The following is a 23,200-nucleotide window of genomic DNA, read 5'->3' as shown; positions in this document are numbered from 1 at the left end:
TGTATTCATAAAAAAAGCGGGTAGTCTCATACAAAAACTACCCGCTTCTAAAAAAATCTATGAAAATTAGGCTTCTATTACCAAATCTGCTCTATACACACCTGCATCCAATTTTTCCCGCATAGTATCAAACGCTTGTAGTGTCCGCTCCACATCTTCTAGGTTATGGGCAGCTGTGGGAATAAGACGCAAAATAATCTGCCCTTTTGGAATCACAGGATATACCACTATCGAACAGAAAATGCCCATGTTTTCGCGTAAATCGCGCACCATGTTGGTTACTTCTGGTAGTCCACCTTCCAGACCTTGCATGAATACCGGCGTCACTGGCGAAGTAGTTTCTCCTATATTAAATCCTCTTTCTCTCAATCCATTCTGGAGAGCACCTACAATCTTCCAAAGGTTTTCGCGGAGTTCGGGGTGCTTTTTAATCAACTCCAAACGCTTACGTCCGGCTTCTACATACGGCATTGGTAGGGCTTTGGCATACGTTTGGGAGCGCATATTGTATTTAAGATACATGATAATATCTGGGTCATCTGCTGCTACAAAAGCCCCAATAGCAGCCATAGACTTGGCAAAGGTTGAAAAATACAAATCGATCTCTTCCGAAACTCCAAACATCTCACCGACACCCCCTCCGTTTTCGCCCATAGTCCCAAATCCATGAGCATCATCTACCAAAAGTCGGAAATTATATTTTTTCTTTAGCTCTACTACCTTATCCAGACTACCTACTTTACCCGACATCCCAAATACCCCTTCGGTAATCACCAATACGCCGCCACCTTTTTCATTGGCTACTTTGGTGGCTCTAATCAAGTTTTTCTCCAAGCTTTCCATATCATTATGGTTAAACTTGTAGTATTGACCCATTTTTGCTTTATGTAAACGAATACCGTCAATCAAACACGCATGAGCCTCAGCATCATATACAATTACATCGCGATGATCACATACACACTCTATCACCGACATCACCCCTTGATAACCATAATTGAGCAAAAAAGCATCTTTTTTCCCGACAAATTCCGCCAATTCTTTCTCAAATGCTTCATGATAATCTGAATTTCCAGACATCATACGAGCTCCCATAGGATAGGCAAGCCCCCATTTAGCACTAGCACTAGCATCTGCTTCACGAACTTCGGGATGATTGGCTAATCCTAAGTAATTATTTAAGCTCCAATTAAGCACTTCCATTCCTCGAAACCTCATGTGAGGGCCAAGTTCTCCCTCAAGTTTAGGGAAAGAAAAATAATGATGGCTATTTAAGGCCTTGGCCGATGCTCCAATAGGCCCCCAGTTGTTACGTAGTTTCTCGAAAATATCCACTTTATATTGCTTTTTTGAGGGTTAAATCTAGTTTTTAGACAATTTTTTTGCAAAAGTATTGATTCTCAAAACAAATTCAAAAAACATACTCGTATCGTCCTTGAGTTTAGCTTTATACAAATATACATTTATGGGCGAAAATTAAAATACATATTTGCTTACTAATCGTACTGGTATTAGTCTAAATTTGTGATAGTACTTTTATTAACCGCTCAAATACTTAAAACCAATGGAAGATCAATTGAAAAATGCAGCCGAGCAAGCTAAAGCAAAAGCCCAAGAACTAGCCTCTGAGGCTCAAGAAAAGTATGAAGAAATCAAAGGTGAAATCACCGAAAAACTTCAGAGCATCGATGTAGAAGAAATCAAAGCGGAAGCTTCCGCAAAAGCCGCCGAACTCAAAGCCGAGGCAGGAGAAGCTCTAGCTGAAGCAAAATTAAAAGCCGAAGAATTAGCGGCTGAAGCTCAAGAAAAATTCGAGGATTTGAAAGAAGAAGCAAGCGAAGCTATCGACAAAGCAACAGGCTTTATCAAAGGTTTGTTTGGAGGAGAAAACACAGAAGAAAAGAAATAGTCGGCTAGGAAGCTCATGGTTTGATTCTTCATCTATGAGCTTCTTTCAACGGCTCTTCGTACGCGTTTTGTTGTAATGTATATTGGTTTGAAGACGCGTGTAAGTAATAAAACAAAAAAGTCATCCACGGAAAAAACAGAAACTGCCCGGCATTGAGGTTAGATTCAAAATAAGGAATAATCAAAAAAGGTGGCATAAATATAAAATACTGACTATCAAACCTATAGTATTTGATTACAGCATTAAAAACAAAAAAACATAGAAAAAAAATAAACGTAATACCTCCTCCCGAAAAAAGGATTTCTAAATAGGAATTGTGAGATGCTAATTCAGTTTGTACACCTCCATAATATTGCAAACCCGCCTGAAAATTATCAAAACCAAAACCTGTAAAAAAGACACTAGGATTGTTTTCAAAAATTTGAAAGGCATGTTCTGCTAATTCGAGCCGCACCTCTTTTCTTTGATTTCGGATAGTTGCGTACTCTGAACGCAGATTTACAACTGAGTTTGGGCTAGTAATGATATAGTAAGCAAAACCTGCAATACAAATTGCGATAGCTCCTTTTAGGTAGATAGAACTAATCTTGCTCCGCCAAATCACTATCATCGTCGAAAGCCCTAAACTCGCATAACTACTTCGAGAACCCATCAAAACAATCGCCCACAACGTAACCACCCCCGTTGCAAAAAAGGTATACTTAAGCCAAGTAGGCATCTTGTAATTAGTATACAAATCAAAACTTAGTATAACAAATACCGTACATGCCCAGCTCAAAACATTTGTCTTATAATTACTAATACTCTGACCATAAGCATTTTCGGTTTGAAAAGCGACACCATTGCTTAGCATAATAAGCACAGGGAAGAAATAGGCTAAGCTAAAAATTTGAAGCAATTTAATTTTTGCCTCATCTTTTGAATAATTTTCAAAAAGATAAATAATAAAGTAGTTGATATAAATCAGAAAAGGAATCCACGCAATGAGCCGTTGTAAACTACGTACAAAATCAACACTAAAGGGAGACACCAAAAAATATAGCAACAAAAATGTATATAGAACCCAACTTTTATGCCTGTCAAATAAATATTTTTTATTGCGCCCAGACCACAGAATGCTTCCTAATGAAGCTATTACCAATCCCACTCTCAAAAGTTTTGCAGCCTGAAAAGCCTCTCCACGCAGTCCATAGCCATACACAACCGCAAATACATTCAGAAAAAACATGACCAAGTGCCAATCCCACCGTTGCTGATTTTTAAAAACATTACGCCACTGCATACTTTTCTTTGTTTTTGATACTCCTCTATTCTTTTACCACAGTCATGAGCATTTCTACAAAGTTGCGCAACATTTCGTCTTTAGAAAACTTTCGAATAAAATTCCTACCATTTTGAGCTTTCTCTAAGCGAAGCGTAGGATTTTGAATACATTCTTCAATAGCATTGGCCAAATCCTGAGCATTTGAAGGCTCTATGAGCCAGCCATTTTTACCATTGTCTATTACCTCAGGAATCCCCCCTACCCACGTGCTAATGACCGAAATTCCATGGGCTAATGCTTCAATATTTGCTACCCCAAACGCTTCTGTGTAAGAAGGCACACAAAAAATATCATGACTTCTCATGCAGGCATAGACTCGTTCTTGAGGCTGAGGGCCAAGATATTCTAACTTTACATGAAGTATTTGGGAGAAAAAAGACTTTAAATGCTCTTCAAACCAGGGTTCAGGCCCTATTACTGTCAACAAAAATTGGTACTTCTCTAAGCGTTTAAGGGCTTCGGCCAAAAGTGGCAGTTGGCCTACTAAATAGTCTGCTTTGACAAATAGAATTTTGATGGGCTCTTTAAAATCACGGGTAGGATTGAATTCAACCTCCTCTAACGCAATAGACTTATACAATTTTGTGACCTTCTCTGGGGTCACTTTGTAAGTAGTCTCAATTCGTTTTTTTAGAAACTGAGAGTTGGCAATGATAAGTTGGTGATGATGAGCAGAAAAGCGTTCAAATTGCTTAAACAAGAATCTTTTAAACCATAAGGCACTAAAAGTGAAATTTCTCCAAGTAGAGAGCATATTTTTTTCATCATTTATCATTCCTACCGTGGGCTTAGGCGAAATCAAACTCGCCCATGTCCCATTGAATGAATTGATGAATACCAGTACATCAAAATCGTAGCTTTTTTGAATCTCTTTTATGTGGCTGTAGTAAACAAACCACCTCAGAATTTGCCCAATTGGTTTTAAAATTCGGGGAATATTGAGTCTTACTTTATAAACGTATTTCAAAGTCGTCAGGCGCTCTTCAGATACATCTTCCGTCAGCACTCTCACTTCATGGGCCGGCAAAGTCTCATTGATTTCCAAAATAAGATTGGCAAACTTTACCGGCCCATTGGTTACGTTTTCAAAAGCATTTGTACAAAATAAAATCTTCATTTTTTCTTTGTCGCAATATAGATTTTCTCATTTGGAGAAACCCCATATCGTTCATAGTCAATATTTTGGGCGGTTATTTCCTCTACTTCCAATCCTTCTGCTCTGATTCTGTCCGCATAGTCTTGTCCATAATACCACCTTTGGTCATGCCCATGATACAGCGTCTGTCTTTCTTCGGCAGAAATATCTTTATCCGAAAATGAATGCGCTCTTGAGTAATCAATAGGGTCATGTAAAACCACATAACCGCCGGGTTTGAGTACCCTTTGTATCTCTTGAAGGGCTTTAGAATTGTCAACGACCATCACCAATACTCCAATCGCTATCACCACATCAAAGGTAGCATTTTCAAACTTAATGTCGTCGATAGACATTACATAAGCTGGGCGCACCGTAATACTACTCGTGAATGTAGTCATGTTGTCGGCCGTACTATAGTCTATATAGCGGCTCGACCTTATACTCTCATACAAACATATGTCAGGGGCGAAATGAAGTACTTTTTTAGGAACGGCTTCATAAAAACCTAGCTTCTCCTTAAGTGCAATGTAAGCAAGACGGTGCCTCTCAAGAGACTTACAACTCGGACAATAAGCATTGACCCGATAACGAAATGGCATAAAAGCCTTGTATTTGCTCCCACAGATGGGACATTCGACCTTGTTTCCTAACCGATAAGGAATGCTTCGCATTTGGAGCCGCATACTGCGAAGCTGATCTAAGACAAAGTAATTGTAGGGTATCATGTGTAAACATACGATTGGGTGTCTTTAGCATCATTTGATGGTGTGGCTTGCAACTAACAAAATCGGTGTGGCTTAGCAGCAACAGACATCAAACAACAACACCTTCCCTACCGCTTAAACAACTTCACAAGGTCTTGATAATTTGTGGTATCAGCTATTTCAAAGTTTCGTCTTCCTATTGCCTTCAAATCGCTCTCTCTCGCAATTTGGAGGCAGTTTTTTAAGGAATAACGGTGATTATCAAAAAGTAATGGTAATTGGTGACCCAATAAACGTTCCGTGGCGTTGGTCCGCAAAGTTACAATGGGCTTACTAAAAGACATCGCTAGGTCAATAGAACCCGAATGGTCGATTCGCTTGAAGGGCAAAACCACTACATCGGCAGCATTGAAAAAAAACTGTACTTCTTCTTTCTCAATGAAACGATGAAACCATTGGATGGTAGTGTTATCTTTCGCTTTTGCTGTTAGTTGTTCCCAGTATTGGGTATCGTAACTTTTCCCTGCAATTATAAGACAATTTTTTGATTCTTCTAACTCCCCATGCGCTGTTAATAAATCATTTATTCCTTTATAGGGCTTAAGTTCTCCAAAAAACAAATACACAAACTTATCTTCTTCAATACCAAGCTTTTTACGACTCGTTTGTTTATCTACTACGTTGGGATAATAATAATGATACGGCACATCTTGAATCACTGATACTCGCTGCTCTTTTAGCCCAAATTTAGAGATGGCTTGGCGTTTTACCTCTTCTGAGTACACTCTGATATGATTACATTGTCTAAGAAAAAAACCATATATCTTTCGTTCTAAGCCCAGCCAAATTCCCGCATGGTTTTGAAGATTATGAAGCGTGTGTACAATCTTTACTTTATAAATATTTTTAGCAATGAGAATCTCTACCACAAAAATCAAGGATTTTAAAAACGACCAGCCTAAGCTTTTTCCGATAATAAAACTATGTACCCAATCATAGTACAAAAACGTAGGCTTGTGCTGTTTGAGGGCTTGATATGTACTTCCCAAGGCGTGTTTTTTACCAATAATCACCTCCATTTGGTTTTGCCTCAGAAAATTTACCATCTCATACTGAAAAGGGTTTTCGGCACCAGCATCAGGCAGTACCACAATACGTATAGATGAAGAAGACAAGGTTACTCTTTTTTAGGTTTAATGCGACAAATGTACAAATTGTGCTTAGAAAAGTGGAGGCCTTGTCTTTTGGTTATGTTTATCAGCTCCTTAATCTTTTACTTCTTTATACTATATCCCATGAAGAGAGTCAGTTTATTGTTTATTTACCTTCTCAGTGTCTTTACCGTTTGGGCACAGCCTGCCGAAAAACTCTATAAAGTAGTAGTAGCTCCCGACCATTTTGACTGGACTTACAAAGCTGGAGAAAATGTCAAGTTTACGATTTCGGTTCTTCAAAATGGTAACTTGGTCAAAAATGCGCGCATCCGTTATGAAATTGGGCCCGAAAAAATGGAACCTACCAAAAAGGAAACCATTACACTTCCTTCGGGTGCTATTACTTTGGATGGGGGAACGATGAAAACAAGTGGTTTTTTAAGATGTATTGCTATTGCAGAAATTGACGGTAAAGAATACAAAAATCTAGCAACGGCTGGTTTTGAGCCTCTCACTATCAAGCCTACTGTTGAAAATCCTGCGGATTTTGATACTTTTTGGGAAACCGCTAAGGCAGATTTAGCCAAAATCCCCATGGATGCTAAAATGACCCTACTTCCCGAACGATGTACCGAAACGGTGAATGTCTATCACCTCAATTTGCAAAACTTTCGGATGGGAGCACGGGTGTATGGTATTTTGTGTGTTCCAAAAAAAGAAGGTAAATACCCTGCACTTTTGCACGTTCCTGGCGCGGGGGTACGGGCGTATGCGGGAGACATTGCAAATGCTACCAAAGGAATCATTACGTTACAAATCGGGATTCATGGCATTCCTGTTACAATGGATCCCTCAGTTTATCTAGATTTGGGAGCAGGTGCTTTTAATGGCTATATGAACTACGGTTCTGATGACCGTGATCGTTTTTACTACAAACGCGTCTATCTTGGTTGTGTTCGGGCTAATGATTTCTTGACGAGTTTGCCCCAATTTGATGGTACTAATCTCGCCGTAACAGGCGGTAGCCAAGGAGGTGCTTTGTCTATCATTACGGCAGCGCTTGATAGCCGTGTCAAATGGCTCGGTGCTTTTTATCCAGCTTTGTCGGATGTAACTGGCTATTTGAAAGGAAGAGCGGGTGGATGGCCTCATTATTTTGACAAAAACGCACTCGCCTACAACAATAAACCAGAAAAAATCACCACGCTTGGCTATTATGATGTTGTTAATTTTGCCCGTAGACTAAAAGTACCTGGGTATTACTCGTGGGGTTTCAACGATGAAACCTGCCCTCCTACTTCTATGTATGCGGCTTACAATGTGATTTCAGCACCCAAAGATTTGTACTTAGCTCTCGAAACAGGTCACTGGACTTATCCTGAGCAGCACGAACGAATGACCGGATGGCTTGTTAATAAACTAAAGAATCAATAAAAAAAGCCGAGCAATGCTCGGCTTTTTTTATTGATTCTTCTTTTAACTCTGAGGCACTTCTACTACGTTAGATGTAGTATTTTGGCGAGTACCTTTAGGCATGATAGCCCAAAAAACAAGGTAAATAATGATGACAGGGACGTGAATAAAAGCGAAAAAAGACGCTATCCACAAAATACGCATCAAAGTAATATCTATCCCAAAATAATCGGCTAAACCAGCGGCTACACCACCTATTTTACTTTCCGAAGGGATTCTATGCAATTGTTTCGTTGTCATGGCTTTAGGTATTTAAAATGTTTTAATGACTGTTTTTGTTTCTTTGGCTGTTATTGTTGATTCAAAGGTACTATGTATTACCAAGTAATCAAATAAAGTCTTTATCAGTGGTTAAAGCGGTAGTCAAACGGTGATTTTTGAGGAAGAATTTGAGTTTTGTTATATTTTTCTTACTCTTATGCTAAATGCTTCTGCGGGATTATGAACCAACAATTGCTCAAAATCATCATTGCCAAATCCCTTTGTCTTAAGTATCGGAAATAATTTCTCAAAAATTGTGGTATAACCCACAAACTCTCCGCCCCTTTCCTCTCCCGGCTTATACCAACCCGCATCATGCGAAATCAGCACTTTATGCAAGAGTTTGTTGGATTTGAGCAAATCAAGCCATGTAGCATATTTTTCCCAATCACCCCATCCTATGCCATCTAAGCTTACCCAAGCTCCCATTTGAGCAGCTTTGGTATAAAAATTTTTGTTTGTTTCATTTTGGGCATGTACCCACACAAAAGCGCTGAGATGCACTCCTAGCCGTTGTAGTTGTTGTATTTCTTCAAATGCCGCTACCGCCGGCCCAGTATGTGAACAAATAGTCAGGCCTGTTTTGAGATGAGTAAGCCCCGCTGCTTGTATAAGCTTTCGATGAAGGTCGGAAAGGGGGGCAGGATTTACGCCTATTTTTATAAAACCTGGTTTTACGGTAGTTCCTTCTATTCCTTTTTCAAATTCGGCGCACCATCGTGCGGCCAACTGCTCGGCGGTTTCTTCAAATGCCCATTTTGGCAAATATTTATTATCCACGGCTCCATAGTATCCTGTATTTGTTAGGATTTGAAGGCCGCTTGCCTGAGCTGCTTGTTGTAGTAAAACTACATCTCTTCCCAAAAATGCAGGAGTACAATCAAAGAGTGTTTTTACGCCTTGTTTCTTTACTTCCAATAGATACGGCAATACCACCTCCAATACTTCTTTCCGATTCCATCGTCCTGAGTGGATTTGGTCGGCACCAATAAAATCTACTAACAAATGCTCATGGATAAGTGTTTTTCCCATTTGTTTAGTACTCATTGCCCCGTTGATAGTCATGATTTGCCTTTCTTTTTGTAGAAAAGGCACGAGAGAAGTAGCAAGTAAAAATTGGCGACGGGAAATCATAGCAAAAGTTTAGGGTTGAAATGGTTTGGTGTAAAATACATTGGTTATTTCTTCATTTTTGAAAACCACGGCATAATGTTCAGGTAAATCTACTTTCAATACTACTCCCTGTATCTCTTGAGTTTCAAACGATTGAAGAGGTTTTTGGAGCACAAATCCCGTTTGTTTGAAAAGTTGAAGCCACTGCGAAGTTGCGTATTGTTTTTCTACTCTGAGTGATTCGGTTTGTCCCAATACATCATCTATCTCCCGACTAAAAAAAAGTTTTAGGGCTGCTTTTTCTTTAGGGGTAATTTCCAATGTATCTATCACTTCAAAAACTAACCCATAATGAAGTGCTGCATTGCGAAAACGAGTACCATAATGAGGTTCAAAATGATCAGAGACGGGCTCTGACAATAGAAAAACCTGCGGCGAAAGCTTATGAATATAACTAAAAACTTTTTCGCGGTCGGCCGCTTTTTGTATATGATGCAACGCAAATGAGGCATTGATTACCAAAGTATCATAATGTGTTGGCAATAGCCTCTCTATTTCGGCAAAGCTCATATTTTCAATCAAAGCCAGATGAGAAACAAAATTTACCTCAAAAGGAAGTAATAGATTTGTGAGATTGTGTTGGGCGGTTTGAAGCGCCTCCGCAAAGGGTTCTACCCCTACCACTGTCAATTGTTTTATCTGACTATCAGGCTGTTTTGCCAACTTCTGCAACATATTCACTATCTGCATTCCAGTGCCAATACCAATATCCATTAATACGGGATTCTCAAATCTTGTCAAACTCTGAATCAAAAGCGCATTAGCGCAAGTTTGGGTAAGCGAAGCAAGGGGCAATTGCTGAATCAATAACTCGAACAATCGAATTTGGGGTATTTCAAATTTTTGAAGATAAATATGTTCGTTGGACTGTCCACCTGATAAATGCTGACGCATCGCTTTGGCTAGTACAAAACCAAACATGGCTTCTGGATGGTCAAGGTCTTGGAGAGAGTTTTGGTATATATTCTCCAAGGTTTCTTTATCCGCATCGGTAAGTTGGTCAGGTAGGTGTTGAGCGATGTTTTGGAGTATTGGTAAAAGGTTTTTCATGTCAAAGTGTATTTGCTCAAAATTAAAAAAGTCACGGCGCAAATGCACCGTGACTGTATAAAAACTCAAATATTCTGAATTAATTCCTCGGAGGTTTTCCGCCTGTCAGTAATCCCTGCATTCGCTCCAAGGTTTTTTTCTCCCCTGTTAAAGAAAGGAACGCTTCTCGCTCTAAATCAAGGAGATACTGCTCTGTCACCTGCTGTGGATAACTCAAATCACCCCCACAAATCACATAAGCCAGTTTATCGGCAATCTTGGCATCGTGGTCGGTGATGTAGTTGGCCATGCGCATACTAGCTATCCCCGCTTTAAAGAGGGCAATACCCGTTTTTCCTTGGACTTTAATATCGTTGCGATGCTTGGGCTGAGTATAACCATTTTCGGCCAAATCAATTGCGGCTTGTTTGGCTTCCGCAATCAACCTACTACGATTCAGTACGATTTGGTCACGGTCTGCTTTGATGTAATTCATTTCTACGGCTTCTTGGGCCGAAGTAGAAACTTTCGCTTGGGCTATGTTCATAAAAGCATTTTGCAGGATATTCAGCTCAGGGTCGCCAGTTTGGTACAAATCTGAGCAGCGCAAGGCCATTTCTTTAGTACCTCCTCCGGCTGGAATCAACCCTACGCCCAATTCGACCAATCCCATGTAAGTTTCGGCATGAGCTACTACTTTATCGGCGTGCAGATTCAACTCACATCCTCCTCCTAAAGCCAAGGTATGAGGGGCTACCACTACAGGTACTGACGAATACCGCGCCCGCATCATGGTTTGCTGAAACTGCGCAATCATCAGATTGATTTCGTCATAATCTTGTTCGATAGCAAACATAAACAACATCGCCAAGTTGGCTCCTGCCGAAAACGCTTCGTTGGATTCATTTCCGACCACAAGTCCTCGAAAATCTTTTTCGGCTACCGCATAGGCACGATTGAGCCCTTCTACTACTTCTGCCCCAAAAGTGTTCATTTTGGAGTGAAATTCTACCCCTGCAATACCATCTCCTAAATCATAAATAGATGCGCCCGCATTTTTCCAAATGATATTTTGTGATTTGTTTTCGAGAATGATAAACGCCTCTTGACCAGGAATAGGTTTGTAAGACTGCGAAGGAATATCGTAGTAAAGCTTGCGGCTATTTTCTACTTTATAAAAACTCTCGTTGCCAGCTGCTAGCATACCATACACCCACTGAGCAGGTTTAGCCTCCAACGACTCCATGATTTCGACCATCTTTTGTACACCAACGGCATCCCAGGTTTCGAAAATGCCAAGTTCCCAGCCAAATCCTGCACAAATCGCTTGATCGATGCGATAAAGCTCATCAGAAATTTCGGGAATACGCAATGAAGCATAGCGGAAACTACTGGCAAACGTACGCCGATAAAACTCCCCCGCTTTGTCGGTGCCTTTGAGCAACACCCCAAAACGTTTTTTGAGATTGTCGATGGTCTTAGTTTTTTCGAGCGTCTCAAACTTCACTTTTACCGATGGTTTGTATTCGAGCGTGCTCAAATCCAAAGCCAAAATCAACGTTTTGCCTTTTTCATCTTTTGTTTTCTTATAAAACCCCTGTCCTGTTTTATCGCCCAACCATTTTCTTTCCATGAGTTGAGCTATAACAGGCGAAATATTGAAATCGGCCCGCGATTCGTCGTGTGGTATTTTGGCTAAATTTCCTGCTACATTGACGGTAATATCAAGCCCTACTACATCCGACAAACGAAATGTTCCCGATTTGGGGCGGCCTACTACGGGGCCTGTCAACTTATCAACTTCTTCTACCGTCAAGCCCATTTCTTCGGCTATGCGTACCGTCTGAACTAAAGCATGAATCCCTAGCCGATTGGCAATAAAACCGGGCGTGTCTTTACACAAAACCGTTGTTTTGCCCAAAAACAACTCTCCATAATGCATCAAAAAATCAATGATATTAGCGTCTGTTTGGGGGCCAGGAATCACTTCAAATAGACGTAAATAGCGGGGTGGATTAAAGAAGTGCGTTCCACAAAAATGTTTTTGAAAATCTTCGCTACGCCCCTCCGCCATCAAATGAATCGGAATACCTGAGGTATTGGAGGTGATTAGAGTACCTGGTTTGCGCAGCGCGTCTACTTTCTCAAACAACGAGCGTTTGATATCTAGTCTTTCTACAATGGCTTCTAATACCCAATCATAGTTTTTGATTTCGGCTAGATTGTCGTCAAAATTTCCAAGTTTGATACGACTTGCAAACTTGGGACTATACAAAGAAGCAGGCGTAGCTTTGAGCGTGTTTTGAAAAGCATCATTCACAATACGATTACGCACAGCAGGATGCTCAAGGGTAAGTCCTTTGGCTTGTTCGGCAGCATTTAATTCTTTCGGAACAATATCTAACAACAATACTTCTACACCAATGTTGGCAAAATGGCACGCAATACGCGATCCCATGATACCTGAGCCCAAGATGGCTACTTTTTTAATACTCCGGTTCATCTATGTAGTTATCAATTTTAAGGATACTATCGGATATTTTTGAAAGTCAAAAATAGAAAAAAATATTATGCAAGCATACTATTATCAAAAAATAATAACTAAAAAAAGTCTAAAAAAATAGAAAATAGTTGATAACATCACCCCCTCTCTTGGAGTGAGGTGTAAAGTAAAACACGCTCATTGAAAATCTATCTAAGTATGGAGTTAAAATCGTAACTTTGTGGTTCAAATTAGTTTGGTGATGTATTTCATTGACTGATTCATAATTAACCAATTGACAACCGATGTTAGAACAGTTAGAGGCAATAAAAGAACGTTTTGAAGAGGTAGCCCAGCAGATTGTGCAGCCCGAAGTAGTTTCGGACCAAAAACGCTTCTCAAAATTGAGCAAAGAATACAAAGACTTGGATAAAATTGTCCAAAAATACCAAGCTTATAAAAAAGTACTGAGTGATATTGATGGCGCAAAAGAACTCCTCGCTACCGAAAGCGACGAAGATATGCGCGACTTGGCCAAAGCCGAACTTTCGGAACTCCAGCCTCAAGCCGAAGAACTGGAAGCTACGCTAAAAGAAATGTTGATTCCTAAAGATCCCAACGATAGTCATAATGTAATTCTTGAAGTCAGAGGAGGTACGGGTGGCGACGAAGCGGCTATTTTTGCGGGAGATTTGTTCAGAATGTACCAGCGTTTTTGTGACCGCATGGGCTGGCGCATGGAAATCATGGACTTTACCGAAGGAAGTACGGGAGGCTACAAAGAAATCATCGCAAGTATCGAAGGAGAAGATGTATATGGTAAGCTCAAATTTGAATCTGGAGCGCACCGTGTACAACGCGTGCCTGTGACAGAATCACAAGGAAGAGTACATACTTCAGCCGCTACGGTGGCCGTACTTCCTGAGGTAGAAGATGTAGAAGAAGTAGAAATCAACCCTGCCGACATCGAAATCATCACTTCACGTTCGGGAGGTGCCGGTGGACAAAACGTCAACAAAGTAGAAACAAAAGTGCAACTCACTCACAAACCTACGGGTATAGTGGTGGTTTGTCAGGTAGAGCGTAGTCAGCACGGCAACCGCGAACGGGCTATGAATATGCTACGTTCGAAACTCTACGAAATGGAATTGAAAAAACAAAACGACGCAGTATCTTCTCAACGTAAGTCATTGGTAGGAAGCGGCGACCGTTCTGACAAAATCCGAACTTACAACTACCCACAAAGCCGCGTCACTGACCACCGCATCGGATATACTGTTTATAACTTGCCAACCGTAATGGACGGCGAAATTGGCGATTTTATTGAGCAACTTCGCATTGCCGAAAACGCCGAGCGTATGAAAGAAGGCATGCCGGCCTAAATTTCGGTCGCTATTAGATTTTAAGTGGAATTTGATTAGATTTCGTTGTTTTTTACGGCTTTTCATTTTCACTTAAAATCTATACTAAATGGAAAATCAAATCACAAAAAAATACACAAACGAGGAAGTGACGGTGGTATGGCAGCCTCACATGTGTATTCACTCCGCCATTTGTTTTAAAGGCCTTCCTCTGGTTTTTAATCCTCGCAAACGTCCTTGGGTCACTCTCGAAGGTGGTACTACGGAAACTATTGTGGAGCAGATAAAAAAATGTCCTTCGGGTGCGTTGTCTTATTATATGAATGATGAGATAGAAGAATCCGTAGAAATAGAAGGAAATACAGTCATAGAAATGCTACCCAATGGACCGCTCCTTGTATATGGTAATCTGACCGTCAAGGATACCCAAGGCAATGAGTCTAAGAAATCTAAAGTGACGGCATTTTGTCGCTGTGGGCAATCAGGCAATAAGCCCTATTGTGATGGCTCCCATATAACTTCAAAATTTGAAGGCTAGTTAAGTAGTATTTCCTAGCTACTCTTTCGTAGTAGTAAAAGAAATCAATACAAACTTTCCTCAACAAGCTCTTTTCTTAACCTTCTATCTACTTCTCTATGACTAAACCCACTACCGACCATCGCTCTCATCGGTTGCTTTCTTTGGATGCCCTACGCGGATTTGATATGTTTTGGATTGCAGGTGGCGAAGAGATATTTCATCTACTTGCTAAAGCCACAGGATGGACAGGCGCTGTCATCATGGCTGAGCAGCTTACCCATCCCGAATGGAATGGATTTCGAGCCTATGATCTTATTTTTCCTTTATTTCTTTTTTTGGCGGGCGTATCGGCACCTTATTCGTTGGGTTCTCGTCTCGAACGCGGCGACGACCGCAATAAATTGCTTCGTAAAGTAATACAACGGGGATTAACACTGGTTTTGTTAGGTATTATCTACAACAATGGTCTTCAGATTAGACCCTTAGAAGACATGCGTTTTCCGAGTGTGTTAGGACGTATAGGCTTGGCGGGGATGTTTGCTCAGATTATTTATATCTATACCAATACTCGTACTCAATATATCTGGTTTGTAGGTCTTTTGCTTGGATATTGGGCTTTTGTGATGTTGGTACCCGTACCCGGATGTGGCGCGGGTCATATGACTATTGAATGTAATCCCGTTAGCTATTTAGACTATATGCTTATACCGGGGCATTTGCACCGTGACATTCATGACCCTGAAGGTCTGATTTCGACCATACCCGCCATAGCTACTGGCTTACTTGGCATTTTTGCGGGGAACTTACTTCGAGCAGATGAGCGCTCCACTACGCGCCAACAAAAAGTGCTCGTCTTATTCATAGGCGGGATTCTTTTCTTGATTATTGGCAAACTTTGGGATTATGTTTTTCCCATCAACAAAAACCTCTGGACTAGCTCTTTTGTGATGACTGTAGGCGGATGGAGTTTGATTTTGTTAGCTATTTTTTACTGGATTATTGACATCCAAGGCTGGAATCGATACGCTTGGATACTGGCAGTGATTGGTATGAATTCTATTTTGATTTACATGGCCCAGCATTTCATTGATTTTGGATACACTTCGGAGCGACTCTTTAGAGGCATCGTGAAGTACTTCTCTGAGCCTTACCAAAAGGTCTTCTACGCCATTGGCTATGTGATAGTTGAGTGGCTAATGCTATGGTTTTTGTACAAGAAAAAAGTGTTTTTGAAAGTATAAATAATAGAAACAGGAGGTCTCTCTTTAAGTGATAGAGAGGTCTCCTGTTTCTATCATATCTCCCCACTCTACTCTCAGTACACGCGCTTTGATTCCTACATCTGCCATAAATTGCATCCAATGTAGCTGCTGCGACGACAAATGATCGGTAGGTGACTTTACTTCTACAAGTTCTAATCCATTTTCATCCCAAACCATCAAATCTGGAAAGCCACGGGTATTTTCTCGAAGATTGGTGGCAATTTCTAGCAATATGGCCCGGATTTGTAAGGGCGTCAAGTGAAGGGCTATTAGCTTTACAAGTTCCAACAAAATTTCATTCCAATCTACCAAGACATTAGCAATCCCAAACTTTTCGATAAAAGTGCTTTCTAAAATTTGAGCTATGATCTCAACAGACTCAAGTTCGGCTAATCTTTCACGAATCTGAGGCGCTCTTTTACGAAAAAAATCAGGTTGGTAAAAATCCGAAGGCATTCGTTGAAGCGGATGATGAATCGCTTGCACATTGGTGTCATAGATGATGTCCCAAAAAATAAGTCCAAATAATCCTCGCCAAGGGTAGTTTTCGGCATGAAGGGCTTGCTTACCTTTCAAAACAAAATACTCCGCTACTCCCTGCTCCACACGATGCCGAAAATCAGGGGAGATTGTTACACTTTCAGATTCTTTCAAAAATCGGGTAACACTCTTACGAACCTTTTTCTTGGCACTGTTTATTTTTTCTTGAAAATCAAGCGCAAAAAATCGTTCATCGGCATTTTGAGGGTCTTGCGCGATGGCTTCACAAAGCGCAATGGCTTCTTCTACAAATCCCATACGATGTAGCAACCGAACCCGCCGCTCTCTGGAAGGAATATGGTCAGTAAGCTGATACACCGTAAGTGCTTGCTCAGGAAGTTTGTGTCGTTCGAGGTAAGCTGCGACTCTATTGATTAATTTTATATAGGAAGGCTGGGCTACTTCGCCTAAGTGCCCAATCGAAGCTTGCCAATTCATAAACCAATCAAAAATCTCTTCGGCTGGTGTAGCTTCTTCTTGCATTTCATAAAACTGCTCGGCCGTGAGAGATACCATGAGTTTGTCTTCTGCCTCTTGTCGGGTAGCAAAGCGTGCGGTATAGGCGTCGTCTCGATAGCGTTCAAAATTGACCTTTCCCAAATCTCGTATCACAAATTCGGTCATATCGGCGTAGCGGTTGCCAAAAAACAAAAACTTTAACATCATTACCTCTACCTCATATTTGACTTTGATGACAGTATCTTCAATACGATTTACGAGCAATTCAAACGTATAAGTATGCGTCAGATACCGTATCAAATCTGCTTTTTTGAGGGGTTTGAGAGAAAGTTCAGAAGGAGGAGCCATTTTTACCCATTCTTCTTTGGTAAACAAATTCACCACCTCTTCCGCATAAGATTCGTGCTTGGGGGTAAGCGCTTCGATAAAACCTTTCTCTTCTAGCTGATACAATGCCGCAGGAATATCCTCTATTTCAGCGTATTTTAGTTTGGCAGTCCTAAAAAATAGCCCTTTTCTATTACTAAATCTCACAAAAAGACATTGGGCGTCTTCGGGCAAAGCCCTAAAATCATCAATGAGTTGTCTTTCCGATTCATTTAAAATGGAACCATACAACTTTTCAACAAATTCGACCAGAAACAAAAAGTACTCTAAATAATACTTGGGGGGCAATTCTGCCGCAGGTGTCGGCTCTTTAGATGGGAGTGATTCCATAGCTATTAGTGAGATTCGGAACAAAGTTCGGCAGTAAAATCAACTAGAATATCAATTTTAAATGCAAATTCGTTAAAATGGTATGAAATTAGCTCTTTCAAGTGAAATCATGCCTTAATTTTTGAATATAATGAAGCCAAGCTCACTTCTTTTTATCTTACTCTTTGAGTCTTTTGTAGGATTTTCTCAGCCTAAAATCGAAAATTTAGGAAATTCGGTCAATTCTGAATACAACGAAATCAACCCTGTCATTTCTCCTGACGGTAAAACTTTGTTTTTTGCGCGCGTAAGCCACCCCCAAAACGCACACGGCCCCGAAGGAAGCCAAGATATTTGGTACTCTGAACTAACAAACAACCAATGGGGGCTGGCTCGCCGTATGACCCAACCTCTCAACAAAGAAGAATACAATTGCGCTTATAGCGTCACTCCCGACGGAAACACCCTCCTCATTATGGGAGCTTATGACAAAGGAGCCTATCAAACACGCGGGTTTTCGTTCAGTAAACGTACCGCCAATGGATGGTCGGCACCTCAAAAACTCAATATTCCCAATCTCGAAAATATGAGTAAAGGCGAATACATGTGTGGATTTTTGTCGAATGATGGCAAAACCCTTTTGATGGCTTTTAGCGAAAAAAAGCGTAGCACGAAAGATGATATTTATGTGAGTTTTCTTCAAAAAAACGGCACTTGGACGAAACCCCAAAGCCTTGGTTTAGATGTAAATACGGATGATTTTACGGAAACGACTCCCTTCCTCGCTTCTGACGGGGCTACGTTGTATTTTTCGAGCGACCGTACGGGCGGGCAAGGCAGCAATGATATTTATTATACCAAACGAATCGATAAATCTTGGAAAATTTGGTCTAAGCCTGTCAATCTAGGCACCGCAATCAATACGGATGGCTATGATGCTTATTATACTATTACGGCAGCGGGCGATTATGCCTACATGGTTTCTAAAAAAAATACGCTTGGTAAAGGAGATATTGTCAGAATTAAAATCAAATCCGACGAACCAAGTGCCCCTCCTATCGTGCCTGCTCCCGAGCCAGTCGTAATGCTTAGTGGAAAAGTATTAGATACCAAAACCGGAAAACCCATCGAAGCTCGCATTATTTATGAAAATTTGGCCGATGGTACCGAAGTCGGAACTGCCCAAACTGACCCACGAACGGGAGAGTACAAAATCGTACTGCCCAAAGGCTTGAAATACGGTGTGAGAGCGGTGGCTAAGGATTTTATTGCGGAAGCAAAAAACATTGACTTAACCAACGTCAAAGATTATAAAGAAGTAGCTGGTACTAACCTCACGCTTGTGCCTATTCAAGTAAATGAAGTAGGAGTTTTGAACAACTTATTTTTTGATACTGGAAAAGCGGAAATCAGACCAGAATCAAATCCCGAACTTGACCGTATGGTACTCACTTTCAACGAAAACCCCGGGCTTGTATTGGAAATTGGAGGGCATACCGATGATGTCGGAAGTGATGCGGCCAACATCAAACTTTCTCAGGACCGAGCCGATTCTGTAAGAGAGTATTTTATTGGAAAAGGCATCGAACCCGACCGCGTACAAAGCAAAGGATATGGAGAATCCAAGCCTAAAGTACCCAATACCACTGAGGAAGGTCGGCAAGTCAACCGTCGGGTTGAGTTCAAAATTCTACAGAAATAACATATCATAATCCAAAACTAGAGGAGGCTGTCTCAAAAATAACAGGACACAAAATATTCTTTGGTTTCCACCTCATCCCAACCCTTCTCCTGCTAGGAGAAGGGCTTCAAAAGTCCCCATCTCCAGAAAGGAGAGGGGGATTTAGGGGGTGAGGTTGAACAGAGGCCAAAGATAATTTGGTGCTACTAGACTTTTGAGACAGCTCTTAATATTCAATATCTATGTGTCGGCGGAAATTGCGGGTGGTATATTTATGAGGTAAATGAATATGAAGCTGCTGGGATTTAAAATCATAACGGGCCGTAATACGCTCTGAATCTACGTCGTTCGGTAAAAATACATTGGCAATCGTACGAACGGTCTGTAGGTTGTCCATACCATCTGGACGCTCAGCAAATAGAGGCAACAAATGATACACCCACAATCGATTGTTCAACACATCAACCTGAAAGCTATCAGCTTCTAAGCCTGCCGCCTTTACTTTTACATCATATCCTTCTTCTTGTTGTGCAACCACAACGTGAGGTTCGCTCATGCCACCATTTGTGGTATTGGCAAAATCTATGGCGGTCAAAATATCTTGGGGAATTTCTATTTTCGTTTTCATCTTGCTAGTTGGCTTGTTGCTTAAAATACTTCAAACAACATACCACTGCATTTTTTACTGACAAAATGGCTATTCATTTACAGCCCATTGCCAATATGTCGCAAAAATTCCTCTATTTTCTCCATTTGATACGGATTTTCCCCATCTAAGACCATCATATTTTTTACAATCAATGGCGGCTGACCATATTTTAAGAAGCTTTCCCACACATGTTCAAGAAACCACTCAGGTTCTTTTCCCCAACGCGTCTCGGCCAATCGCCGTTTATAGAAAGTTTCTTTTGAGATTGTATTAAAAAAACAACAATCATAATTAAGATTCATCTCAGCATCCGCGAAGACAAGTATTCCTTCCAAGATTACCACATCAAACGATTCGTTGAAAAACATAATTGCTTTTTGGAGAAGCTCGAAATCAACAGAAGCAGGATGTTCCCAATCTGCTTGATTCTGAATCAGCAGAAGCTCTTTTATTTTTTTTACAAAATCATCTTGATGCAGCGCAATCGCCGTTTTATTTTGGGTGCGATAGTGCCAAACTAAGGTTTCGGCTAAGGTTGTTTTTCCTGAGCGACTGCATCCGCCAATGCCAATAATCATCGTTAATTTAAAGAATAGTATAGATACAAACTTATTGATTCACCCCCCATTTTAAAACTTCGTTTTTTGCGCTATACAGGTAAAAAAAACATATATCCTCACGTATTAGCTGGATTAACTTCGCTTTATTAGTAAAAATATGAATTTTTACTGACATGACTCGCAAAGAATTTCTTGCCCTTCCTAACGCACAATACGACAAACTAACAGATTTACAGTATAAGGAGGGTTTTGTCAAAATTTGGACAGAACTTGGAGGGCAAGTTATGCACGCTAGCTTGAAAAAAAGTACCTCGGCTGATAAGCGAAAAAAAACGATTGCCATGTATATGCATCTATTGACGGGAGTATGATTCAGAGGCCGCACGTAACAAGGGGATTCAGCCTCAGGAAACTGAATTATTGGAGGGAACTACTCAAAATGACATCAACATATATTGAAAATCAAAAAGTTGTCCACTGAAACAAAAAACGAGCCTCCAAAACTTTTGGAGTACTATAAAACCAATCTGAATCGGATGAATTACAAATTATTCCGTAAAAGGTCCAATGATTAGAATTCCGTCACGCAGCTACTAATACAAGCAGCATAAAATTGAAATGCACCCCTTTGAATAGTGGGAGTTCTTTTGATTACTTACATGGACTATTGTGTGGGGGGGGGGTGAACTACACAAAGTCCTTATTAAAATCAATACATGGGAAGAGGCAGATGAATAGAAAATGTGAAACGAACCAAGAGTGTACCGAAATAAACTAGTGTTTAAATCGGTACATCTCCCGCAAAATCAGCCTAAAAAGCTGCCTTATAATGAATTTTATGATAAACAGAATGATCCTCAAAACAGAAAGAATAAAAAGGGTTCAACTCAAGACAGTTGCAATCATTTTTATATCGATTGAAATCATAATTGACATCCATTCCTTCTGATTTGTTTCTTCCTGCATAACAGAGACCAAAATAAGAAGAGTATCGTTTTGGAGGTTTATTCAAACATCTACAAAAACCTTTCCTTCTTCTCATATTTTTTGAAGTGACCGCCTTCTATCTTTGTTTACAGTCCATTATCAAAGTAATTATGAAGATTAAACGGTTCACGATGGCTACCCATGCCATCATATGGGTATTGTTACTGGTTATTCCTTACATTTCCAGCGATCAGCTTTTTAATGCGTTAGACCCTTCGTCTGACAAAAAATACCTTTTACTCTGCCTGATCTTAAGTGCGATGCTGTTGGTCCTTTTTTATTTTAACTACTTTTACCTTACTCCTAAGTATCTGCTTGTCAACAACTACTGGGGGTATTTTTTATTTCTGTTGCTGGCAATAACAGTCGTATTTTCCATCGTTGGCGGCATACTTTTCTTTTCCGGCCTTATTCCTGTTTTAGTACCCGTAACCAATCCGCCGCTTGAAAAAATCTTCCCCGTCATTATTGTTAACGCTCTTTTACTGTGGCTGTTATCGATTGTGTCCTCTATTTTATGGACCGTTTATAACCGATTAAAACAAACGGAAAGTGAAAAACTATCGGCACAAATTGCGTCGCTCAAATCACAGATCAATCCGCATTTTTTATTTAACACATTGAACAATATTTACGCTACCGCCATCGATACCTCGCCCAAAACGGCGGATATGGTCGACCGACTTTCGGAGATGATGCGCTATTCGATGAAAGATACGCAACAGGATTTTGTATTGTTGGAAGATGAACTAAACTACATTACCAATTTTATAGAATTGCAAAAATTGCGTTTAGACCGAAGCGTGAAATTGGAATATTATTCTTTGACTACCGTTCCCGATTTACGAATTGCTCCGATGCTGATTGTTCCGTTCATTGAAAATGCATTTAAACACGGTGTAAACTCCGAACAGAAAAGCCACATTAAAATTGAAATAACGGTGGACCGAACGGAGTTTCAGCTAAGTGTAATGAATAAAAAAGTGGCTTTGCAACGGGACATTTCTGAAAAAAGCAGCTTGGGGATTGAAAATACAAAAAATCGGCTCAATTTGATTTATCCCTCAAAACATTTGCTGGTCATTAATGAAACCGAAAAAGATTTCTTTGTCTCTTTATCTATCAATTTACAATGATACACGCCATTGCCATTGACGATGAGCCGTTAGCGCTTAACGTGATAAAATCGCTGTGCGATAAAAGTGAAAACGTCAGGTTGGTAAAAACATTTACGCAACCGAGTGAAGCTCTCCGGTATTTGCGAAAATTTCCGATCGACTTGATTTTTTGCGATATACATATGCCTTCCATGACCGGGATAAGTCTAATAAAGTCATTGCAGCAAGATACAATGGTGATTTTCACCACTGCTTTCAGTGAATATGCCGTCGTGAGTTACGAATTGAATGCGATTGATTATTTACTCAAACCGATCAATCAAAAACGCTTTACGCAAGCCGTTACCAAAGCACAGGAGTACTTTGATTACATAAACAAAAGGGCGTATGAGGCTGAAAAAAACATTTTCATCCGCGCCGATTTTAGTTTGGTAAAAATTCCGATAGCTGATATTCTCTACATCGAAGGCTTGGCCGATTATCTCAAAGTCTATATCAAAGACCGCAAAACCATAGTAGCGCGAATCTCCATGAAAGACATGGTTGAAAAATTGCATGGGACTGATTTTATGCGGGTGCATCGTAGTTTTATCGTGCCTTTCAGCAAGATCGAAGCAGTTCGAGGAACCACTATTTTCATTGGTGAAAACGAGTTTCCGATTGGAAGAACATACGCCGACGAGTTTTTCAATCGGTATTCTTCATGAATGTTTCCTGTAA

At 40.4% G+C, this 23,200-nt stretch carries 21 protein-coding genes; 9 read left to right on the top strand and 12 right to left on the bottom strand.

From position 1 onward, the window contains the following. Positions 1–66: 66 nt before the first annotated feature. Positions 67–1,335, bottom strand: a complete 1,269-nt coding sequence (locus G563_RS0104885; protein WP_028664320.1) for an aminotransferase class I/II-fold pyridoxal phosphate-dependent enzyme — start codon at positions 1,333–1,335, stop codon at positions 67–69. Positions 1,336–1,564: 229 nt separating this feature from the next. Between G563_RS0104885 and G563_RS33745 the strand changes: the two genes are divergently transcribed. After that, positions 1,565–1,909: a hypothetical protein gene (locus G563_RS33745; protein WP_051210768.1), complete on the top strand. Its 345-nt coding sequence runs from the start codon at positions 1,565–1,567 to the stop codon at positions 1,907–1,909. Positions 1,910–1,937: 28 nt separating this feature from the next. On the opposite strand, the gene G563_RS0104870 is transcribed toward G563_RS33745, so the two are convergent. The 4 genes from G563_RS0104870 to G563_RS0104855 all read right to left on the bottom strand — a co-directional run bounded on the left by G563_RS0104870 (position 1,938) and on the right by G563_RS0104855 (position 6,250). Further along, entirely contained in the window at positions 1,938–3,191 is a 1,254-nt protein-coding gene (locus G563_RS0104870) for an O-antigen ligase family protein (RefSeq protein WP_084650765.1), read from the bottom strand. A 25-nt stretch (positions 3,192–3,216) separates the two neighbouring features. Further along, a complete protein-coding gene (locus G563_RS0104865) occupies positions 3,217–4,350 on the bottom strand; it encodes a glycosyltransferase family 4 protein (RefSeq protein ID WP_028664318.1) in 1,134 nt (377 codons plus the stop codon). Then, the gene (locus G563_RS0104860) at positions 4,347–5,096 is read right to left on the bottom strand and encodes a class I SAM-dependent methyltransferase (protein WP_084650764.1); all 750 of its coding nucleotides are present in this window, start codon (positions 5,094–5,096) and stop codon (positions 4,347–4,349) included. The genes G563_RS0104865 and G563_RS0104860 overlap by 4 nt, the downstream gene beginning before the upstream one ends. A 107-nt stretch (positions 5,097–5,203) precedes the next feature. Next, on the bottom strand, positions 5,204–6,250 hold the full coding sequence (locus G563_RS0104855) for a glycosyltransferase (protein ID WP_028664316.1): 1,047 nt from the start codon (positions 6,248–6,250) through the stop codon (positions 5,204–5,206). 120 nt (positions 6,251–6,370) lie between these two features. Between G563_RS0104855 and G563_RS0104850 the strand changes: the two genes are divergently transcribed. Further along, a complete protein-coding gene (locus G563_RS0104850; protein WP_028664315.1) occupies positions 6,371–7,663 on the top strand; it encodes an acetylxylan esterase in 1,293 nt (430 codons plus the stop codon). A gap of 42 nt (positions 7,664–7,705) precedes the next feature. Here G563_RS0104850 and G563_RS0104845 read toward each other — a convergent pair whose 3' ends face one another. The 4 genes from G563_RS0104845 to G563_RS0104830 all read right to left on the bottom strand — a co-directional run bounded on the left by G563_RS0104845 (position 7,706) and on the right by G563_RS0104830 (position 12,668). Beyond that, entirely contained in the window at positions 7,706–7,942 is a 237-nt protein-coding gene (locus G563_RS0104845; RefSeq protein ID WP_028664314.1) for a PspC domain-containing protein, read from the bottom strand. A 159-nt stretch (positions 7,943–8,101) separates the two neighbouring features. Then, positions 8,102–9,097: a phosphotriesterase family protein gene (locus G563_RS0104840; protein WP_028664313.1), complete on the bottom strand. Its 996-nt coding sequence runs from the start codon at positions 9,095–9,097 to the stop codon at positions 8,102–8,104. Positions 9,098–9,106: 9 nt separating this feature from the next. Beyond that, positions 9,107–10,186: a GRAS family protein gene (locus tag G563_RS0104835; RefSeq protein ID WP_028664312.1), complete on the bottom strand. Its 1,080-nt coding sequence runs from the start codon at positions 10,184–10,186 to the stop codon at positions 9,107–9,109. 79 nt (positions 10,187–10,265) lie between these two features. Beyond that, positions 10,266–12,668: a 3-hydroxyacyl-CoA dehydrogenase/enoyl-CoA hydratase family protein gene (locus G563_RS0104830; protein ID WP_028664311.1), complete on the bottom strand. Its 2,403-nt coding sequence runs from the start codon at positions 12,666–12,668 to the stop codon at positions 10,266–10,268. Between the two features lie 284 nt (positions 12,669–12,952). On the opposite strand from G563_RS0104830, the gene prfA reads away from it, so the two are divergent. From prfA to G563_RS0104815, 3 genes are all read left to right on the top strand, one after another. After that, positions 12,953–14,029: a peptide chain release factor 1 gene (prfA, locus tag G563_RS0104825; protein WP_028664310.1), complete on the top strand. Its 1,077-nt coding sequence runs from the start codon at positions 12,953–12,955 to the stop codon at positions 14,027–14,029. A gap of 88 nt (positions 14,030–14,117) precedes the next feature. Continuing rightward, positions 14,118–14,546: a (4Fe-4S)-binding protein gene (locus G563_RS0104820; RefSeq protein ID WP_028664309.1), complete on the top strand. Its 429-nt coding sequence runs from the start codon at positions 14,118–14,120 to the stop codon at positions 14,544–14,546. Between the two features lie 98 nt (positions 14,547–14,644). Beyond that, complete coding sequence (locus G563_RS0104815; protein WP_028664308.1) at positions 14,645–15,769, top strand: acyltransferase family protein; 1,125 nt, start codon at positions 14,645–14,647, stop codon at positions 15,767–15,769. 24 nt (positions 15,770–15,793) lie between these two features. Here the strand turns inward: G563_RS0104815 and G563_RS33740 are convergent, their stop codons facing one another. Next, a complete protein-coding gene (locus tag G563_RS33740) occupies positions 15,794–17,506 on the bottom strand; it encodes a VRR-NUC domain-containing protein (protein WP_051210767.1) in 1,713 nt (570 codons plus the stop codon). A gap of 130 nt (positions 17,507–17,636) precedes the next feature. Here G563_RS33740 and G563_RS0104805 point away from each other — a divergent pair, with 130 nt between their 5' ends. Then, positions 17,637–19,187, top strand: a complete 1,551-nt coding sequence (locus tag G563_RS0104805) for an OmpA family protein (RefSeq protein ID WP_028664307.1) — start codon at positions 17,637–17,639, stop codon at positions 19,185–19,187. A 205-nt stretch (positions 19,188–19,392) separates the two neighbouring features. Here G563_RS0104805 and G563_RS0104800 read toward each other — a convergent pair whose 3' ends face one another. Both G563_RS0104800 and G563_RS0104795 read right to left on the bottom strand, forming a co-directional pair. Beyond that, positions 19,393–19,794, bottom strand: coding sequence for an Hsp20 family protein (locus tag G563_RS0104800; RefSeq protein ID WP_028664306.1), 402 nt, complete (start codon positions 19,792–19,794; stop codon positions 19,393–19,395). A 77-nt stretch (positions 19,795–19,871) separates the two neighbouring features. Beyond that, positions 19,872–20,393 (bottom strand): uridine kinase family protein, encoded by a 522-nt coding sequence (locus G563_RS0104795; protein ID WP_028664305.1) that lies wholly within the window; start codon positions 20,391–20,393, stop codon positions 19,872–19,874. A 155-nt stretch (positions 20,394–20,548) separates the two neighbouring features. On the opposite strand from G563_RS0104795, the gene G563_RS0104785 reads away from it, so the two are divergent. The 3 genes from G563_RS0104785 to G563_RS0104775 all read left to right on the top strand — a co-directional run bounded on the left by G563_RS0104785 (position 20,549) and on the right by G563_RS0104775 (position 23,187). Further along, positions 20,549–20,746, top strand: a complete 198-nt coding sequence (locus G563_RS0104785) for a hypothetical protein (RefSeq protein WP_028664304.1) — start codon at positions 20,549–20,551, stop codon at positions 20,744–20,746. A gap of 681 nt (positions 20,747–21,427) precedes the next feature. After that, complete coding sequence (locus G563_RS33735; protein WP_169579714.1) at positions 21,428–22,498, top strand: sensor histidine kinase; 1,071 nt, start codon at positions 21,428–21,430, stop codon at positions 22,496–22,498. Further along, complete coding sequence (locus G563_RS0104775) at positions 22,495–23,187, top strand: LytR/AlgR family response regulator transcription factor (RefSeq protein ID WP_028664303.1); 693 nt, start codon at positions 22,495–22,497, stop codon at positions 23,185–23,187. Before G563_RS33735 ends, G563_RS0104775 begins: the two co-directional genes overlap by 4 nt. The last annotated feature ends 13 nt before the right edge of the window (positions 23,188–23,200 follow it).

It is taken from the genome of Runella zeae DSM 19591, assembly GCF_000423565.1.
GTDB classification, from domain to species: Bacteria; Bacteroidota; Bacteroidia; order Cytophagales; family Spirosomataceae; genus Runella; species Runella zeae.
This window is presented reverse-complemented; position numbering and strand designations above follow the sequence as displayed.

What these genes read in the sequence shown, in the direction of transcription:
- G563_RS0104800 (WP_028664306.1), bottom strand. Translation starts at nt 19,794, where the DNA reads ATGAAAACGAAAATAGAAATTCCCCAAGATATTTTGACCGCCATAGAT.
- G563_RS0104865 (WP_028664318.1), bottom strand. Translation starts at nt 4,350, where the DNA reads ATGAAGATTTTATTTTGTACAAATGCTTTTGAAAACGTAACCAATGGG.
- G563_RS0104805 (WP_028664307.1), top strand. Translation starts at nt 17,637, where the DNA reads ATGAAGCCAAGCTCACTTCTTTTTATCTTACTCTTTGAGTCTTTTGTA.
- G563_RS0104775 (WP_028664303.1), top strand. Translation starts at nt 22,495, where the DNA reads ATGATACACGCCATTGCCATTGACGATGAGCCGTTAGCGCTTAACGTG.
- G563_RS0104845 (WP_028664314.1), bottom strand. Translation starts at nt 7,942, where the DNA reads ATGACAACGAAACAATTGCATAGAATCCCTTCGGAAAGTAAAATAGGT.
- prfA (WP_028664310.1), top strand. Translation starts at nt 12,953, where the DNA reads ATGTTAGAACAGTTAGAGGCAATAAAAGAACGTTTTGAAGAGGTAGCC.
- G563_RS0104870 (WP_084650765.1), bottom strand. Translation starts at nt 3,191, where the DNA reads ATGCAGTGGCGTAATGTTTTTAAAAATCAGCAACGGTGGGATTGGCAC.
- G563_RS33745 (WP_051210768.1), top strand. Translation starts at nt 1,565, where the DNA reads ATGGAAGATCAATTGAAAAATGCAGCCGAGCAAGCTAAAGCAAAAGCC.
- G563_RS0104795 (WP_028664305.1), bottom strand. Translation starts at nt 20,393, where the DNA reads ATGATTATTGGCATTGGCGGATGCAGTCGCTCAGGAAAAACAACCTTA.
- G563_RS0104860 (WP_084650764.1), bottom strand. Translation starts at nt 5,096, where the DNA reads ATGATACCCTACAATTACTTTGTCTTAGATCAGCTTCGCAGTATGCGG.
- G563_RS0104840 (WP_028664313.1), bottom strand. Translation starts at nt 9,097, where the DNA reads ATGATTTCCCGTCGCCAATTTTTACTTGCTACTTCTCTCGTGCCTTTT.
- G563_RS33740 (WP_051210767.1), bottom strand. Translation starts at nt 17,506, where the DNA reads ATGGAATCACTCCCATCTAAAGAGCCGACACCTGCGGCAGAATTGCCC.
- G563_RS0104815 (WP_028664308.1), top strand. Translation starts at nt 14,645, where the DNA reads ATGACTAAACCCACTACCGACCATCGCTCTCATCGGTTGCTTTCTTTG.
- G563_RS0104835 (WP_028664312.1), bottom strand. Translation starts at nt 10,186, where the DNA reads ATGAAAAACCTTTTACCAATACTCCAAAACATCGCTCAACACCTACCT.
- G563_RS0104820 (WP_028664309.1), top strand. Translation starts at nt 14,118, where the DNA reads ATGGAAAATCAAATCACAAAAAAATACACAAACGAGGAAGTGACGGTG.
- G563_RS0104850 (WP_028664315.1), top strand. Translation starts at nt 6,371, where the DNA reads ATGAAGAGAGTCAGTTTATTGTTTATTTACCTTCTCAGTGTCTTTACC.
- G563_RS0104830 (WP_028664311.1), bottom strand. Translation starts at nt 12,668, where the DNA reads ATGAACCGGAGTATTAAAAAAGTAGCCATCTTGGGCTCAGGTATCATG.
- G563_RS0104785 (WP_028664304.1), top strand. Translation starts at nt 20,549, where the DNA reads ATGACTCGCAAAGAATTTCTTGCCCTTCCTAACGCACAATACGACAAA.